15 protein-coding genes are annotated in these 15,968 nt (G+C 72.7%); 3 read left to right on the top strand and 12 right to left on the bottom strand.

Annotated elements, in window-relative coordinates; translation table 11 throughout:
- Window positions 1-212: 212 nt before the first annotated feature.
- A complete protein-coding gene (locus ACFWRO_RS29525; RefSeq protein WP_384515276.1) occupies window positions 213-761 on the top strand; it encodes a Repetin in 549 nt (182 codons plus the stop codon).
- A 20-nt stretch (window positions 762-781) separates the two neighbouring features.
- Here the strand turns inward: ACFWRO_RS29525 and ACFWRO_RS29530 are convergent, their stop codons facing one another.
- Entirely contained in the window at window positions 782-1,237 is a 456-nt protein-coding gene (locus ACFWRO_RS29530) for an Lrp/AsnC family transcriptional regulator (RefSeq protein WP_351787626.1), read from the bottom strand.
- Between the two features lie 10 nt (window positions 1,238-1,247).
- Window positions 1,248-2,729: an amino acid permease gene (locus tag ACFWRO_RS29535; protein ID WP_384515279.1), complete on the bottom strand. Its 1,482-nt coding sequence runs from the start codon at window positions 2,727-2,729 to the stop codon at window positions 1,248-1,250.
- Window positions 2,730-3,083: 354 nt separating this feature from the next.
- Between ACFWRO_RS29535 and ACFWRO_RS29540 the strand changes: the two genes are divergently transcribed.
- Entirely contained in the window at window positions 3,084-4,073 is a 990-nt protein-coding gene (locus ACFWRO_RS29540; protein ID WP_384515282.1) for a GDSL-type esterase/lipase family protein, read from the top strand.
- A 119-nt stretch (window positions 4,074-4,192) separates the two neighbouring features.
- On the opposite strand, the gene ACFWRO_RS29545 is transcribed toward ACFWRO_RS29540, so the two are convergent.
- The 8 genes from ACFWRO_RS29545 to fmt form a co-directional block, all read right to left on the bottom strand.
- Window positions 4,193-5,635, bottom strand: coding sequence for a GuaB1 family IMP dehydrogenase-related protein (locus ACFWRO_RS29545; protein WP_384515285.1), 1,443 nt, complete (start codon window positions 5,633-5,635; stop codon window positions 4,193-4,195).
- A 105-nt stretch (window positions 5,636-5,740) separates the two neighbouring features.
- Complete coding sequence (locus ACFWRO_RS29550) at window positions 5,741-6,097, bottom strand: barstar family protein (protein ID WP_384515288.1); 357 nt, start codon at window positions 6,095-6,097, stop codon at window positions 5,741-5,743.
- Window positions 6,084-6,485, bottom strand: coding sequence for a ribonuclease domain-containing protein (locus ACFWRO_RS29555; protein ID WP_384515291.1), 402 nt, complete (start codon window positions 6,483-6,485; stop codon window positions 6,084-6,086). The genes ACFWRO_RS29550 and ACFWRO_RS29555 overlap by 14 nt, the downstream gene beginning before the upstream one ends.
- Before the next feature lie 71 nt (window positions 6,486-6,556).
- A complete protein-coding gene (locus ACFWRO_RS29560; protein WP_384515342.1) occupies window positions 6,557-7,546 on the bottom strand; it encodes a sugar-binding transcriptional regulator in 990 nt (329 codons plus the stop codon).
- A 295-nt stretch (window positions 7,547-7,841) separates the two neighbouring features.
- On the bottom strand, window positions 7,842-8,525 hold the full coding sequence (gene rpe / locus ACFWRO_RS29565; RefSeq protein ID WP_361968619.1) for a ribulose-phosphate 3-epimerase: 684 nt from the start codon (window positions 8,523-8,525) through the stop codon (window positions 7,842-7,844).
- Between the two features lie 135 nt (window positions 8,526-8,660).
- Entirely contained in the window at window positions 8,661-10,082 is a 1,422-nt protein-coding gene (locus tag ACFWRO_RS29570) for an RsmB/NOP family class I SAM-dependent RNA methyltransferase (RefSeq protein ID WP_384515294.1), read from the bottom strand.
- A 38-nt stretch (window positions 10,083-10,120) separates the two neighbouring features.
- Window positions 10,121-10,510 (bottom strand): hypothetical protein, encoded by a 390-nt coding sequence (locus ACFWRO_RS29575; RefSeq protein WP_384515296.1) that lies wholly within the window; start codon window positions 10,508-10,510, stop codon window positions 10,121-10,123.
- A complete protein-coding gene (gene fmt, locus ACFWRO_RS29580; protein ID WP_384515299.1) occupies window positions 10,500-11,432 on the bottom strand; it encodes a methionyl-tRNA formyltransferase in 933 nt (310 codons plus the stop codon). Before fmt ends, ACFWRO_RS29575 begins: the two co-directional genes overlap by 11 nt.
- Before the next feature lie 208 nt (window positions 11,433-11,640).
- Between fmt and ACFWRO_RS29585 the strand changes: the two genes are divergently transcribed.
- On the top strand, window positions 11,641-12,159 hold the full coding sequence (locus tag ACFWRO_RS29585) for a hypothetical protein (protein ID WP_384515301.1): 519 nt from the start codon (window positions 11,641-11,643) through the stop codon (window positions 12,157-12,159).
- Window positions 12,160-12,341: 182 nt separating this feature from the next.
- Here ACFWRO_RS29585 and ACFWRO_RS29590 read toward each other — a convergent pair whose 3' ends face one another.
- Both ACFWRO_RS29590 and metK read right to left on the bottom strand, forming a co-directional pair.
- The gene (locus ACFWRO_RS29590; RefSeq protein WP_384515304.1) at window positions 12,342-14,486 is read right to left on the bottom strand and encodes a primosomal protein N'; all 2,145 of its coding nucleotides are present in this window, start codon (window positions 14,484-14,486) and stop codon (window positions 12,342-12,344) included.
- Between the two features lie 108 nt (window positions 14,487-14,594).
- Window positions 14,595-15,803 (bottom strand): methionine adenosyltransferase, encoded by a 1,209-nt coding sequence (gene metK, locus ACFWRO_RS29595; RefSeq protein ID WP_362004872.1) that lies wholly within the window; start codon window positions 15,801-15,803, stop codon window positions 14,595-14,597.
- Window positions 15,804-15,968: the final 165 nt, after the last annotated feature.

Here is a 15,968-nt window from a genome sequence, read left to right on the forward strand (position 1 = left end):
GCATCGGGACAAGGCGCGACCGTTGCGGACCGACCGTCGAACCGTTGCGCGATGCGTGGACGTCACGGCGATTCGTTGCGCGCGCCCTCGTACTCGGGTCGTAGCGCTCCCCCGCCGTGCGGCGGAGACCGGACCGTTCCCTGGCCCGACGCCCCGGGGCGGGCCGCGCGGAAGAGTGGTGGCTGTCCGGTTGACCTGCTGAAAGGACCACCATGAACCGCCGTACGAAGATCGTCGCCCTGGCCGCCGCCGCACTGATCACCGCCGGCGCCGCGGGCTCCGCCGTCGCCTCGGGGGACGGCCGCGGCGGCAGCCGCGAGGCGGCCGCGCTGACCGGGACAGCGAAGCTCTACCGGCCGGCCGGTGACGACATCACGTTCACCTTCGACGCGCACCTGGCGGCGAAGGACCGGCGGGACCCGAAGGCCGCCACCGGCACGTTCAGCTTCAGCCACTACATCGGGGACTTCGGCGGGTCGGCCGATGTGAAGGTCGACTGCCTGTCGACGGGCGGCAAGGTCGCGGTGGTGACGGGTGTGATCACCCGGTCGGACGGCGTACTGGCACCGTCGCTGGGCAAGCGGGTCGGCATCTCGGTGCATGACCTGGGGAAGCACGACCGCCTGGGGTACAGCTGGATGGCCTCCAACGACCCGACGAAGGACGAGGTGCCGAAGTGCACCAGCGGCGCGCCCTTCGAGAAGACGAAGGCCGGCACGGGCGACTTCGAGGTCCTGCCCTGGCAGGTCCCGTACAACTAGGACGGGACCACCAGGACGGGTTACGCGGGCGAGCCCGAGGAGAAGCGCCGCAGCAGCGGCGAGAGCACCAGGACGGACTTGGTGCGCTCCACGAACGGCTCGCCCGCGATGCGCTCCAGGACGCGCTCGAAGTGGCGCATGTCCGAGGTGAAGACCTGGACGACGGCGTCCGCGTCGCCGGTGACGGTCGACGCGGACACCACCTCGGGGTACCGCTCCAGACCTCGCCGGATGTCGTCCGGCGAGGTGTTGTGGCGACAGTAGATCTCGACGAACCCCTCGGTCTCCCAGCCGAGCGCCGCCGGGTCCACCCGTACGGTGAATCCGGTGATGGCGCCCTCGGCTCGCAGCCGGTCCACGCGCCGTTTGACGGCGGGCGCGGACAGGCCGACGAGCGAGCCGATGTCGGCGTACGAGCGGCGGGCGTCCTCCGCGAGGGCGTGGACGATGCGTTCGTCGAGGTCGTTGAGTCGCACTACGGGTGGATCACTTTTCTGCGTGGACGGCCCCGGCTTCGGTGGCCAGGCGGGAGCGGCGCATGCCGTACAGGAAGTAGAACACGAGGCCCGCGGCCATCCAGCAACCGAAGACCACCCAGGTGACCGAGTCGAGGCTGAACATGTTGTAGACGCAGAACAGGAAGCCGAGGATCGGGAAGGTCCAGCCGAGCGGGACGCGGAAGGTGCGGTCCATGTCCGGGCGGTTGCGGCGCAGCACGATCACCGCGATGTTGACCAGGGCGAAGGCGAAGAGCGTGCCGATGCTGGTGGCGTCGACGAGCTTGCCCAGCGGGATGACGGAGGCGAGGGCGCCGCAGAACAGCGACACGATGATCGTGTTGACGCGCGGGGTGCCGGTCTTGCCGCTGACCTTGCCGAAGACCTTGGGCACGAGGCCGTCGCGGGACATCGCGAAGAGGACTCGGGTCTGACCGTAGAGGACGGTGAGCACGACGCTGGCGATCGAGATGACGGCGCCGGCGGCGAGCAGCGTGCCCCAGAAGGCCTGGCCGCTGACGTCGGTCATGATCGCGGCGAGCGAGGCCTCGGAGCCCTCGAAGGCCTTCCAGTTCCACGCGCCGACGGCGACGGCCGCGACCAGGACGTAGAGGACGGTGACGATGAGCAGCGAGAGCATGATCGCGCGGGGCAGGTCGCGCTTCGGGTCCTTCGCCTCCTCACCGGCGGTGGAGGCGGCGTCGAAGCCGATGTACGAGAAGAAGAGGCTCGCACCGGCGGCGCTGACGCCGGCCATGCCGAGCGGCATGAAGTCGGCGTAGTTGCCGGACTTGAAGCCCATGAAGCCGATGGCGCAGAAGAGCACCAGCGCGGCGATCTTCACGAACACCATGACGGTGTTGACGAGGGCCGACTCGCGGGCGCCGCCGAGCAGGAAGACCATCGCGAGCAGGACGACGATCAGACCCGGCAGGTTGATGATGCCGCCCTCACCCGGTGCCGAGGAGAGCACGTCGGGGATGGTGACGCCGATCGTGCCGTCGAGCAGCTCGTTGAGGTACTCGCCCCAGCCGACCGCCACGGCGGCGACGGAGACGCCGTACTCCAGGACCAGGCACCAGCCACAGACCCAGGCGACGAGTTCACCCATCGTTGCGTACGCATACGAGTAGGAGGAACCCGCGACCGGTATGGAGCCGGCCAGCTCGGCGTACGAGAGGGCCGAGAAGAGCGCCGTGAGTCCGGCGATGACGAAGGCGATCGTGACCGCGGGGCCGGCCTTCGGGACGGCGTCGCCGAGGACGACGAAGATACCGGTGCCGAGCGTGGCACCGATGCTGATCATGGTGAGCTGCCACATCGACAGCGAGCGGCGGAGCGAGCCGCCCTCGCCCTGGCCACCCTCGGCGACCAGGCGTTCTACCGGCTTGCGCCGGGTCAGGGCGGAGAGCCCGGAGGTCTTGGGGACGGTCGGCTCGGTGGCCGGTGATGCTGTGCCTTGATCCAGCACTGCGAAGGCTCCTTGATCGCTGCCTGTCGAAATGCGACGACCACGGCGGTACGCGGGCATCACGAAAGAGCCCGCGAGGGAAGGGGGAACCGCCGAGAAGGCGGTCGCCGCCACTCCTGGTACGAGGCATGAGCCTAAGCCCCGCGCTTCGCGCTCGTAATGCAGGGTTGTTGCGCACCCGCAGATGATCATTGCGCGCTCGGGGCCCAGACGGGGAAACATTGCGCCCCACCGCATGAATCGGCACATTGGGGCCCGAACGGGGGTGTGAAGCGACCCTCGCGTGCGCATTGACTCCTCGTGCCCGATGAACGACTCTGCGAGGCCCTTGCGTCCCCTCGATCGGAGGCTTCGGTGGGCTGGCTGGAACCCGCTCCCTACCTGCGCGGCACGGCCTGGCTCGACGGCGGCCGGGCCGTCCGCGCCGACCCCGCCGATCTGGACCGGCTGCCCCTGGACACCGCCGAGCGGGCGGCGCTGCCGATCGGCGTACGGGTGGAGTTCACGGCCACGCCCGGCACGCGCGCGGTCGAGCTGCGCTACCGCGCGGCCGTCCCCGGCCCGGGGGACGCGCTCCGGGCTCTGCGGCACTGCTTCGCGCTCTGGCGGGACGGGCTGTGCGTGGGCGAGAGCTTCACGGCCCCGGCGGAGGAGGCCACGATCGCGCTCGAACTCCCGCCCGGAGGAGGGACGTTCGCGATCCATCTGCCGGAGAGCCAGGCGCCGGTGGTGCTCGGGCTGCGGGCGCGCGAGGGCGCGCTCTCCCCCGCCCCGACGCGGCCGCGCTGGCTGGTGCACGGGGACTCGATCACCGAGGGCTGGTGGTCGACCCGGCCCGCGCACTCCTGGCCGGCGACGGCGGGGCGGGCGCTCGGCCTGGACACGGTCAACCTCGGCTTCGCGGGCGGGGCGCGCGGCGAGCTGCCCCTGGCCGAGCAGCTCGCGAGCCTCCCGGGCGCGCTGGTCACCCTCGCGTTCGGCACCAACTGCTGGTCCAGGGCGCCCAGTTCGGCCGGCTGGCTGTACGAGACGGTACGGGCGTACGTGGGCCTGGTGCGCCGGGGCCACCCGGACGCCCCGCTGCTGATCCTCTCCCCCGTGCTCCGCCCCGAGGCCGAGGACGCCCCCAACGCCCTGGGCGCCTCGCTGGCGGAGCTGCGCACGGCCATGGAGGCCGCGGGCCGGGACCTCGCGGCGGAGGGCGACGGGCGCCTCCTGGTGCTCTCAGGGCGCCCCCTGCTCGACCCGGAGGACCTGGCGGACGGCCTGCACCCCAACGACCGGGGCCACGCCCGGATCGCGGCGGCGGTCGCGGAGGCGCTGGGGCCGTACGTACGCGGGTAGAGCGTGGCTGGACGTACGCGGGTAGAGCCAGGGCCCTACCGAGGCGGGCGGGCGGACACGCCGAGAGCCCCCGCGAGTCGTGACTCACGGGGGCTCTCGGCGTAAGGACGGGACTGCGACTAGCTCCAGCTGGCGTGCAGCGGCTTGCCCTCGGCGTAACCGGCGGCGCTCTGGATGCCGACCGTCGCCTTCTCCTCGAACTCGGCCAGCGAGGCCGCGCCCGCGTAGGTGCAGGAGGAGCGGACACCGGCGATGATCGAGTCGATCAGGTCCTCGACGCCCGGGCGGGTCGGGTCGAGGAACATCCGCGAGGTGGAGATGCCCTCCTCGAAGAGCGCCTTGCGGGCCCGGTCGTACGCGGACTCCTCGCTCGTGCGGTTGCGCACGGCGCGGGCGGAGGCCATGCCGAACGACTCCTTGTAGAGCCGGCCGTTGGCGTCCTGCTGGAGGTCGCCCGGGGACTCGTAGGTCCCGGCGAACCAGGAACCGATCATCACGTTGGACGCACCGGCGGCGAGCGCCATGGCGACGTCGCGCGGGTGCCGGACACCGCCGTCGGCCCAGACGTGCTTGCCGTACTTCTTCGCCTCGGCGGCGCACTCCAGGACGGCGGAGAACTGCGGGCGGCCGACACCGGTCATCATGCGCGTGGTGCACATGGCGCCGGGACCCACGCCGACCTTGATGATGTCCGCGCCGGCGTCGATGAGGTCCTTGACGCCCTCGGCGGCGACGATGTTGCCGGCGACGATCGGAACCTGCGGGTCGAGGGCGCGCACGGCCTTGATCGCGGTGATCATCGACTCCTGGTGGCCGTGGGCCGTGTCGATGACGAGCGTGTCGACGCCCGCGTCGAGGAGCTGCTTGGCCTTGCCCACGAAGTCGCCGTTGATGCCGACGGCGGCGGCGATGCGCAGCTTGCCGTTCGCGTCGGTGGCCGGCGTGTACAGGGTCGCGCGCAGGGCGCCCCTGCGGGTCAGGATGCCGACGAGACGGCCGTCCTTGTCCACGGCCGGGGCGTAGCGGCGGTTGGCGTGGTCGAGCGTGTTGAACGCGTCGCGCGGCTCTATGTCGGCGTCGAGGAGCAGCAGGTCCTTCGACATGACCTCGGAGAGCTGCGTGAAGCGGTCCACACCGGACAGGTCCGCGTCGGTGACGACACCGACCGGACGGCGGTCCTCGTCCACGACGACACCGGCGTCGTGCGCGCGCTTGGGCAGCAGCGAGAGCGCGTCGGCGACGGTCTGGTGGGGCTCGAGGACGATCGGGGTGTCCAGGACGTGGTGGCGGCTCTTGACCCACGAGATGACGTCGGTGACGACCTCGATGGGGATGTCCTGGGGAATGACGACCAGGCCGCCACGGCGGGCGACGGTCTCGGCCATGCGGCGGCCGGCGATCGCGGTCATGTTGGCGACGACCAGCGGGATCGTCGTACCGGTACCGTCCGGCGAGGAGAGGTCCACGGCCTGGCGGGAACCCACCGCCGAGCGGCTCGGCACCATGAACACATCGTCGTACGTCAGGTCGTAGGGCGGCTTGACGTCATTGAGGAAACGCACGTGCTGACATCCCAGTCGTTCGGATCGGCCCCTAGGCATTTCAGCCAGGGGAAAAAGCACGTAGTTCATTGTCCCACGCCGGTGGGTGTACCCGGCCCGGGCGTTTCATCCGAGGCTTGCCGGACCCTCGTCGTCCGATCCTCCAAGGGCGTTCCCCTGCGGGGTCCCCAGGGCGAGCAGGACGGTGAGGCCCGTGGTGCTGGTGTCGGCGGCCGTGGCGAAGACGTCCTGGGCGGTCTCCCAGTCGCTCGGCCGGGCCGTGGCATAAGCCTGCCAGCCGGTGACGACGAGGGCCACCGGGCGGGGCAGATCGGTCAGACAGTCGGCGAGGGCGTCCCAGTTCCGGCCGAACCAGCGCGGCAGCGCGAGGGCGCCGGCGCAGCGGTCCATGAAGGCGGCCTTGTCCACGACCCCGCGCAGATCGAGGACGACGGGGTCGCGCAGGGCCTCAGCGAGCTTCATCGGGCAGGACCTCCCGGAAGGTCTCGTAGTGGTCGTCCGTGTAGTAGACCTCGCCGCCCCGCCCGGTGACGAGACGCCGGGCGCCCCGGTCGCGTTCGCCGGGGGTGCGGACGGTGTACTCGCGGTAGTGGCCGCGCTCGCGCCGGGGCAGGATCCGCTCGAAGTTGGAGAAGGTCGCGCCGTCCTTGGCGTACGGGAAGGGCCCGCCGCGCTCGATGAGCCGGAGGGTCGCCCGCGCCTCGTCCGGGAGGTCCGCGACGCGGACGGTCTCCAGGCCGGAGGAGCCGGTGGGGGCGGGACCGGCATCGCTTTCGGCGGTGGAGCAGCCGACGAGCACGCCGACGCAGAGGAAGAGCCCGAGAAGGGCGCGCAGGGGCCGCAGCAGCATGCCCCGACGCTACGACGAGCCTGGATGCCCCGCCCGCCGTGTAGGCGGACGGGGGGGGTGGGACGGGCGTCTCAGACGCCGTCGGGGTCGGCGCGCTCCAGCGCGGGGCGCGGGCCCGGGACGGACTCGGTGAGGAGGAAGTCGGCCGCGGCCCGGTCGGTCACGAGGCTGGTGACGAGCCCGGAGCGCAGGACCGCCCCGATCGCCGCCGCCTTGCGCTGGCCGCCCGCGATCGCGACGACCTCGGGGATCCGGCGCAGCCGGTCGGCCTCGACCGTGATGCAGCGCTCGCCCAGGTCGCGACCGACCCGGCGCCCCTCGGAGTCGAAGAGGTGCGCGGACATCTCGGCGGCGACGCCGAGGGAGGCGTAGTGGGCGCGCTCCTCGTCGGTGAGCATGTCGTGCACGGTCGAGATGCCCGGCTCCCAGGAGCCGATGGAGACACAGGCGACGGTGACCTTGTCGAAGTACTCGAAGGCGCGGGCGATGCCCGTCTGGTTGCGCAGCGCGGCCGCCGTGGCGGGGTCGGGCAGCAGCATCGGCGCGTAGATGGGGTGCGCCTCGCCGCCGGAGACCTGGGCGGCCCGCCGTACCGCCTCGACCGAGCCGCGCTCGGCGGTCCCGGCGTCGTACACGCCGGTGAGCTGGACGACCGTGCACGGGGGCAGCCGGTCGAGGGCGGCGGCCATGTGGATGGTCGAGCGGCCCCAGGCCAGGCCCAGGACGTCGCCCTCGTTGACCAGCTCGCCGAGCAGGTCGGCGGCGACCTCGCCGAGGTTCTCCGGGTCGGGCGACTCGTCCTCGCCCTCCGCCGGGGACTCGACGACGACGGCGTGGCGGAGCCCGTAGCGGGCGCGGAGCGCGTCGGAGCGCTCGGCGTCCAGCTCGGCCGGGACGCGGATCTCGATCCGTACGAGGTCGCGTTCGAGCGCGGTCTCCAGGACCCGGGCCACCTTGAAGCGGCTCACGCCGAACTCCTCGGCGATCTGGATCTTGGACTTGCCCTCGAGGTAGAAGCGACGCGCCATGGCCGCCGCCTGCACCAGCTCCGCGGGTCCCATCCGCAGGGCTGACCGTCCCGCCGAGATTCCCGCCACCGCGATCTCCTTAGCTCTGTTTCACGTACCGCTGCTCACGCGCCGCGTCGTGGTGCTGGTCGCACTGCTGTCTTGCTGCTTGTCGTGCTGCTGTCGTGCTGCTTGTCGAACCGCTGTCGTGCTGTCTGTATTACTGCTTGTCTTGATGCTGTCTTGCCGCGCCGTTCACACTCTGGACCCGCTGTTCATCCTGTCAGATCCGGCGGGTCCCGATCGGTCCTGTCGGCGCTCCGACGGACCGCGTTCATCTGCCGGAGGTTCAGTGGCCACACGCCCACGCCGCCGTGGCGGTCGCGGCGTCGGCCTTGGCACGGAGGGAGCGGACGGCCTCGGCCGGGTCCTGGGCGCCGTAGACCGCCGATCCGGCGACGAAGACGTCGGCGCCGGCCTCGGCGCACCGCTCGATGGTCGACTCGGCCACGCCGCCGTCGACCTGGAGCCACAGCTCCAGACCGTGCTTGGAGATCAGCTCACGGGTGCGGCGGATCTTGGGCAGCATGATGTCGAGGAAGGCCTGGCCGCCGAAGCCGGGCTCGACGGTCATGATCAGCAGCATGTCGAGCTCGGGGAGCAGGTCCTCGTACGGCTCGATGGGCGTCGCGGGCTTGAGCGCCATCGAGGCCCGCGCCCCCTTCGCCCGGATCTCGCGCGCGAGCCGCACCGGGGCGGCGGCCGCCTCGACGTGGAAGGTGACGGACCCGGCGCCGGCCTCCACGTACTGCGGGGCCCAGCGGTCCGGGTCCTCGATCATGAGGTGGCAGTCCAGCGGGGTGTCCGTGGCCCGGGCCAGCGACTCGACGATCGGCACGCCGAGGGTCAGGTTGGGCACGAAGTGGTTGTCCATGACATCGACGTGCAGCCAGTCGGCTCCGTCGACGGCCTTCGCCTCCTCGGCGAGGCGGGCGAAGTCTGCGGACAGGATGCTGGGGTTGATCTGCGCCATGTGCCAAGCCTGCCATGTTCTTGGGCACTTCTTTGCCGCGAAGCGGTTTCGGGCTCGGATCCGGGCGCCTTCGGACCCGATTCCGGCCCGGAAGGGCGAGACGTAACCGACGTTTCAGCCCCTTCCGGGCAACTCTCAGGCGGTACGACGCAGCAAGGCCAGGTACATCGCGTCCGTGCCGTGGAGGTGCGGCCAGAGCTGGACGTCCGGGCCTTGGCCGAGTGCGGGGACGCCGGGCATCAGCGGGCGGACGTCGATCCACTCCGCCTCGTACGCCGGGCCGCCGCGCCCCTTGAGGACGTCCTCGACGACGATCCGGGTCTCGGCCAGGTGGGGCGAGCAGGTCGCGTACCCGACGACGCCGCCGACGCGGACCGCCGAGAGCGCTTCGCGCAGCAGCCCGCGCTGGAGCGGGGCGAAGCCGTCCAGGTCCTCCGGGCGGCGGCGCCAGCGGGCCTCGGGGCGGCGGCGCAGGGCGCCGAGGCCCGAGCAGGGCACGTCCATGAGGACCCGGTCGAAGGAGCCGGGCCGCCACGGCGGGCGGGTGCCGTCGGCGGCGATGACCTGGTACGGGCCGGGGTTGCCGGCGAGGGCGCGCTCGACGAGGCGGGCGCGGTGGGGCTGCTTCTCGGAGGCGAGGAGGGTGGCGCCGCGCTGGGCGGCCAGGGCCCCGAGGAGGGCCGCCTTGCCGCCGGGGCCCGCGCAGCCGTCGAGCCAGCGCTCGTCGCGACCCTCCAGGGGCGCGTTGGCGAGCGCGATGGCGACCAGCTGGCTGCCCTCGTCCTGGACTCCGGCCCGCCCGTCCTTGACGGCCTCGATGGCACCGGGCTCGCCGCCCTCGGCCATCCGCACCGCGTACGGCGACCAGCGCCCGGGCAGCGTGTCCTCGCCGGTCAGCTCCTCGGTGGTGGCCCGCCCGGGCCGGGCGACGAGGGTGACCTCGGGCCGCTCGTTGTCGGCCTCCAGGAGGTCCTCGATGCCGGCCCGGCCGCCGCCGAGGGCGTCCCAGAGCGCCGAGACGACCCAGCGGGGGTGCGAGTGGACGACCGCGAGATGGTCCTCGGCGTCGGCCTCGTAGGGCGGGGCGACCTGCTCGATCCAGGCGTCGAGGTCGTGCTGCGAGATCTTCCGCAGCACGGCGTTCACGAACTTGGCCCGCCCGTCCCCGAGCACCACCCGCGCGAGCTCCACACTGGCGGAGACGGCGGCGTGCGTAGGAATCCGCGTACCGAGCAACTGATGCGCACCGAGCGACAGCACATCGAGCACGGGCGGATCGACCTCGCGAAGCGGCCGGTCGACACACGCCGACACGATCGCGTCGTACGTCCCCTGCCGCCGCAGCGTCCCGTAGACCAGCTCGGTCGCGAGCGCCGCGTCCCGCCCGTCGAAGTCACCCTTCTCCCGGGCCTTCTTCAACAGCGGCGGCAACACGAGATTCGCGTAGGCGTCCCGCTCGTCGACCGCCCGCAACGCCTCGAAGGCCAGAATCCGCACGGGATCCTTCTGGGGACGCCGATACGGCTTGGGGGGACGGCGACGTGCCTGCTCGCTCAAAAGGTGCTCCGCATGAGAAATGACTAGGTCGAACGCTCTCAGCCTACGTCCGAGGCCCCCGCACGCGGAAAATGCCCCGTGACCACGTCCACGGCGTCGGCTGCGATCAGGCACGGCGTGGGCCGGCCGGAACCAGCGTCCGCCTCGAAGGCGACGAGGACGGGAGGCTCCTCACCGAGCAGGCGCGCGGCCTCCGCGACCTCCTCCCGCGTCGGCGCGCGAAACTCGGCGTCCGTGAACATCGTGGGACAGCGGAGGTACGACACGTCCGTGAAGACCACCTCAAGGAGGTGGTGGTACGTGAGGTCGTGCCCGGCCCCCAGGCGGAGCCGGGAGCCGTTGTAGTCGACGACCTCCCAGTCCCACCAGGAACCCTCGGGCAGCCGGAGCACGCCGTGCTCGTCGACCCCGACGCCGTCAGAGGCCAACGCGCTCGCCGGGGGCGATCCGTACGCCGCGGGCCCAGTCGGCGGCCTTCATCGGCTTCTTGCCCTGGGGCTGGACCCAGAGGAGTTCGACGGCGTGCGAGCCGGTGCCGACGTACACGTTGTTCTTGCCCGCGGCGAGCTCGCCGGGCGTGAGGTCCGTGCGGTCGGGGAGCAGAGCCGTCTGGATCAGCTTGAGGCGCTCGCCGCGGAACACCGTCCAGGCTCCCGGCGCGGGCGTGCAGCCGCGCACGACGCGGTCCACGCGGAGCGCCGGGGCCTTCCAGTCCACGTGGGCGTCCTCGACCTGGATCTTGGGCGCGAGCGTGATGCCCTCGGCCGGCTGCGGCACGGCCTGGAGCGTGCCGTCCTCGATGCCGTCCATCGTCGCGGCGAGCAGCCCCGCGCCCGCGAAGGCGAGCCGGGTGAGCAGGTCACCGCTGGTGTCGGTGGGGCGGACGTCCTCGGTGATCACGCCGTAGACCGGGCCGGAGTCGAGCCCCTCCTCGATCTGGAACGTCGACGCGCCCGTCACCTCGTCGCCCGCCATCACCGCGTGCTGGACCGGCGCCGCGCCACGCCACGCGGGCAGCAGCGAGAAGTGCAGGTTGACCCAGCCCCGCGCGGGGATGTCGAGGGCGACCTTGGGGAGCAGCGCGCCGTACGCGACGACCGGGCAGCAGTCCGGGGCGATCTCGCGCAGCCGCGCGAGGAACGCCTCGTCGCGCGGCCTCGCCGGCTTGAGGATCTCGATCCCGGCCTCCTCCGCCCGCTCGGCGACCGGGCTCGCCACCAGGCGCCGGCCACGGCCTGCGGGGGCGTCGGGGCGGGTGACGACGGCGGCCACCTCGTGCCGGCCGGAGGCGAGCAGGGCGTCCAGGGCGGGCACGGCGACCTCGGGGGTGCCTGCGAAGACCAGCTTCACTCGGAAAAACCTCGCATGTCGGGGCGGTGGAGGGCAGCGCACCAGTCTAGGGGGCGTACGTGACGACGAGCGCCCCGCGCATATGCGTGTACGCCCCCGCAGCGTGACCCCAACCACGGGTGGCGCGTTGGTCAAGAGAGATTGACCGAAACGGGCCCGCCCTTGTCGTGGCCCGACCCTTTTCCACGCCGGTTCGAGAGGCTTTCACATGGCCGACCACGCAACCCACGACGCCCAAGCCCGGGCAAGTCTGCACCTGTTGGTGCGGGACATCGAGCGGGTCCGGCGGCAGGTCGACGCACTGCGCACGCTCACGGCCCAGTTGGGCAATGTCTACCGCCCGCGCCGCTCCGGCCCGTCGACGGGCTTCGTCGTCTACGGGCGGGCGCCCGCCCCGACCGTCCGGCTGGCCCAGGAGCTGCGCGACAGTGTCGAGACCCTGGTGACGGCGGCCGTCGACTTCGACCGCTCGCTCGGGTTCTCGTGGGACGCGGTCGGCTCGGCGCTCGGGGTCACGAAGCAGGCCGTCCACCGCCGCTACGGCGCGCGGCGCGCGCCCCAGCCGGGGCTCGTCGTGGACCAGGAGCTCGCGCCGGAGCCGGGCACGACGCGCACGATGCCGGTGGTACCCCCGGCCCGCACGATGCCGCCCCAGCCGACCCCGGTGACCCCGTCCCTCCGCGAGGACCCCCGCCCCTCGGCCTTCCCGGGCCCCCGCAACGGCTGACGCCACCCTGCGAACTGCGAGCCGGGTCAACGTCCACCCGCCCCCACCGCGTTCCACACGGCGGCCTTCGCGCCGCGCCCGCACGCGGGTTGTGGGCAGTCGTTCCGCAGGACGGAACGTCGGTGGAGGGGCGAGTAGGCGCCGCCCGCGCAGGGCAGCCCCCGCCCCCGTGCAAGCGGCCGCTACCCGATGTCCGGGGGGTCCACCCTGACCCGTACCGGGTCGCCGCCGCCACGCGACAAGCGCGCCGCGCGGGCGTGTTTCAGGGCGGTCGCAAGTGACGCGCCCGTGCCCGGTGGGACGCGGATCAGGGCGCGGTCCCAGTGTTCGCCCGGTGGCGGGTCACCCGGGCGGCGCTGGCCGCCGGGGCGGACGACCGGGAGCGGGACCGGGCCCAGGATCTCCGCGTCGCCCGGGAGGTCCGCGCCGGACAGGAACGCCTCGACCGCCTCCGGCGGGCCGGAGACCGCGGCCATCCGGGACACCGGCGGGAAGCCGAGCTCCGCCCGCTCCGCCAGCTCCCGCTGCGCGTGGCCCACCGGATCCCACCGCACCAGCGCCTGCACCGGCCGCAGCGTCGGCTCGGCGACGACCACGACCGTGCCGCCCTCCCCCTGGCCCCGCACCAGCGAGGCCGCGTCGATCCAGCGCCGTAGCGCCTCCTCGCCCGCACGCAGGTCGGGGCGGCCGAGCATCGCCCAGCCGTCGAGGAGCAGCGCCGCCGCGTAGCCGCCCTCGGCGACCGGTTCCGCCCCCGGGGTGGAGACCACCAGCGCGGGCCGCCCCGGCACGGTGTCCAGGACGTGGTCCCGCCCCGACGTCCGTACCGGCACCGCCGGGAACGCCCGGCCCAGCTCCTCCGCCGTCCGCCGCGCGCCCACGATCTGGGCCCGCAGCCGCGTCGAGCCGCACTCCACGCAGTGCCAGTCCGGCGCGCCCCGCCCGCACCAGCCGCACCGCAGCTCCGCCTGCTCGGGCGCCTCCAGCGGGCCCGCGCAGTGCCGGCAGCGGGCGGGCGTCCGGCAGCGCTCGCACGCCAGCCTCGGTACGTAACCCCGGCGCGGCACCTGTACGAGCACCGGGCCGGTCTTCAGGCCCTCCCGTACCGCCTGCCACGCCAGCGAGGGCAGCCTCGCGGCGCGCGCGGCCTCGTCGCGGGCCAGCTCGCCGTCCCCCACGGTCCGTACGAGCGGCGCGGCCAGCCGCACCTGATCCCGTCCGGCGACCAGCGGAGCGGCCCAGCCGGACTCCGCGAGCTGGGCGGCCTCGACCGTGCAGCTGGTGGAGCCGAGCAGGAAGGCGCACCGGCCGTGGGCGGCGCGCAGCAGCAGGACATCGCGCGCGTGGGGCTGCGGGGCGTGCGGCTCGCTGTGGCTGCCGTCCCCGTCGTCCCAGATGGCGACGAGCCCGAGATCCCGTACCGGCGCGAACATCGCCGCGCGCGTGCCGACGACCGCCCGCACGGAGCCCCGCCGTACCGCGAGCCACTGGGCGTACCGCTTCTCCGGGCCGGCTTCGGCGGTGAGCAGAGCGTGCCGCCCGGGGCCCAGGAGCGCCGTCAACGCCTCGTCGACGCGCGACGCCGCCCGTCCGTCGGGTACGACGAGGAGCGCGCCGCGCCCGGAGGCCAGCGTGGCGCCGACCGCCCGGGCCAGCTCCTCGGCCCAGTGGGGGCCCGGGAGCGCGTTCCAGACCGCCCGTGGGGCCGCGCCGCGCGCGAGGGCGTCCAGGAAGCCGGGACCGCGCTCGTACCGCGTCCAGGTGCCCGCCTCGGGCGCCTCGGGCGGCGGCAACGGGTCCGGGGAGCTCTTCCCTTCGGCCCGCGCGCTCCGGGGCGGCACGGCCAGCTGGAGGACGTCCGCGAGGCTTCCCGCGTACCGGTCGGCGACCGCCCGCGCCAGCCCCAGGAGCTCGTCGCCGAGCACCGGCTCGGGCGACACGACGTCCGCGAGCGCGGCCAGGGCACCCTTGTAGTCCGACTCGGCGCGCCGTTCCACGAGGAAGCCGTCGATCAGCCGCCCGCCCTCGCGCCGCCCGTCCCTGACCTGGTGCGCGCCGGCCCCGAACCGCACCCGCACCCGCACCCCCGGCTGCGCGACGGCGTCGAGCTCCTCGGGCACGGCGTAGTCGAAGAACTGGTCGAGGTGCAGCACGCCCTTGTTGACCACCACCCGCGCCACGGGCAGCTCCTTGGCCAGCGCCGCCCCGCGCCAGGTCCGCGGCTTGGCCTTGGGCACCTTGGCCTGGCGCACGGTCTCCCGAATGAGCGCGAGTTGCTCGTGCGGCTCACCGGCCGCACCCTCGGGCGTCTCGTTCTCGCTGCTCACAGCCTCATACCTACCAGAACGCACTGACAGCCGTCCTCGGCCGGGCATGCGGAAGCCCGGCTCCCCCTAGGGGGGCCGGGCTTTCCACCGGATCGAGCGGGCGGGACCTTAGAGGCCCGCCGCCTTCTTCAGCGCGTCCACGCGGTCCGTGCGCTCCCACGTGAAGTCGGGAAGCTCGCGGCCGAAGTGGCCGTACGCCGCGGTCTGGGCGTAGATCGGGCGGAGCAGGTCGAGGTCGCGGATGATCGCGGCCGGGCGGAGGTCGAAGACCTCGCCGATGGCGTGCTCGATCTTCTCGGTCTCGACCGTGTTCGTGCCGAAGGTCTCGACGAAGAGTCCGACGGGCTCGGCCTTGCCGATCGCGTACGCGACCTGGACCTCGCAGCGCGAGGCGAGGCCCGCGGCCACGACGTTCTTGGCGACCCAGCGCATGGCGTAGGCGGCCGAGCGGTCGACCTTCGACGGGTCCTTGCCGGAGAAGGCGCCGCCACCGTGGCGGGCCATGCCGCCGTACGTGTCGATGATGATCTTGCGGCCGGTGAGGCCGGCGTCGCCCATCGGGCCGCCGATCTCGAAGCGTCCGGTCGGGTTGACCAGCAGGCGGTAGCCGTCGGTGTCCAGCTTGATGCCGTCCTCGACGAGCTGCTTCAGGACGTGCTCGACGACGAACTCGCGGATGTCGGGCGCGAGCAGCGACTCCAGGTCGATGTCCGAGGCGTGCTGCGAGGAGACCACGACCGTGTCGAGGCGGACGGCCTTGTCGCCGTCGTACTCGATGGTGACCTGGGTCTTGCCGTCGGGGCGCAGGTACGGGATGGTCCCGTTCTTGCGGACCTCGGTCAGCCGGCGGGAGAGCCGGTGGGCCAGGTAGATCGGGAGCGGCATGAGCTCCGGGGTCTCGTCCGACGCGTAGCCGAACATCAGGCCCTGGTCGCCGGCGCCCTGCTTGTCGAGCTCGTCCTCGTCGCCCTCGACGCGCTTCTCGTACGCCGTGTCGACGCCCTGCGCGATGTCCGGGGACTGCGACCCGATGGAGACCGAGACGCCGCAGGACGCGCCGTCGAAGCCCTTCTTCGAGGAGTCGTACCCGATCTCGAGGATCTTGTTCCGTACGAGGGTGGGGATGTCGGCCCACGCCTTCGTGGTGACCTCACCGGCGACGTGCACGAGGCCGGTGGTGATCAGCGTCTCGACGGCGACGCGGGACGTGGGGTCCTCGCGCAGCAGCGCGTCGAGAATGGTGTCGCTGATCTGGTCAGCGATCTTGTCGGGGTGACCTTCGGTCACGGACTCCGAAGTGAACAGACGACGGGACACAATGCTCCCTGGGGTTGCAGCGGCTGCTGGCTGAACAATGTCGGACGGCAGGGGGCTGCGCCCCGCGTCGTACCAAGAACAGTCTATCGGGCGTCATCGAGCATTGGGGCAGGTGTCTCGCAAGGTGGGAGGCCTGAGCTCGCCGAATCCGGTCCCATGCACCTC

This window comes from Streptomyces sp. NPDC058579, from assembly GCF_042718575.1.
GTDB lineage: Bacteria > Actinomycetota > Actinomycetes > Streptomycetales > Streptomycetaceae > Streptomyces.

Bases quoted from the DNA above. Each gene is read 5' to 3' on its own strand.
- ACFWRO_RS29525 (WP_384515276.1), top strand. From the start codon at position 213: ATGAACCGCCGTACGAAGATCGTCGCCCTGGCCGCCGCCGCACTGATC.
- ACFWRO_RS29550 (WP_384515288.1), bottom strand. From the start codon at position 6,097: ATGAAGCTCGCTGAGGCCCTGCGCGACCCCGTCGTCCTCGATCTGCGC.
- ACFWRO_RS29555 (WP_384515291.1), bottom strand. From the start codon at position 6,485: ATGCTGCTGCGGCCCCTGCGCGCCCTTCTCGGGCTCTTCCTCTGCGTC.
- ACFWRO_RS29560 (WP_384515342.1), bottom strand. From the start codon at position 7,546: ATGGGACCCGCGGAGCTGGTGCAGGCGGCGGCCATGGCGCGTCGCTTC.
- rpe (WP_361968619.1), bottom strand. From the start codon at position 8,525: ATGGCGCAGATCAACCCCAGCATCCTGTCCGCAGACTTCGCCCGCCTC.
- ACFWRO_RS29585 (WP_384515301.1), top strand. From the start codon at position 11,641: ATGGCCGACCACGCAACCCACGACGCCCAAGCCCGGGCAAGTCTGCAC.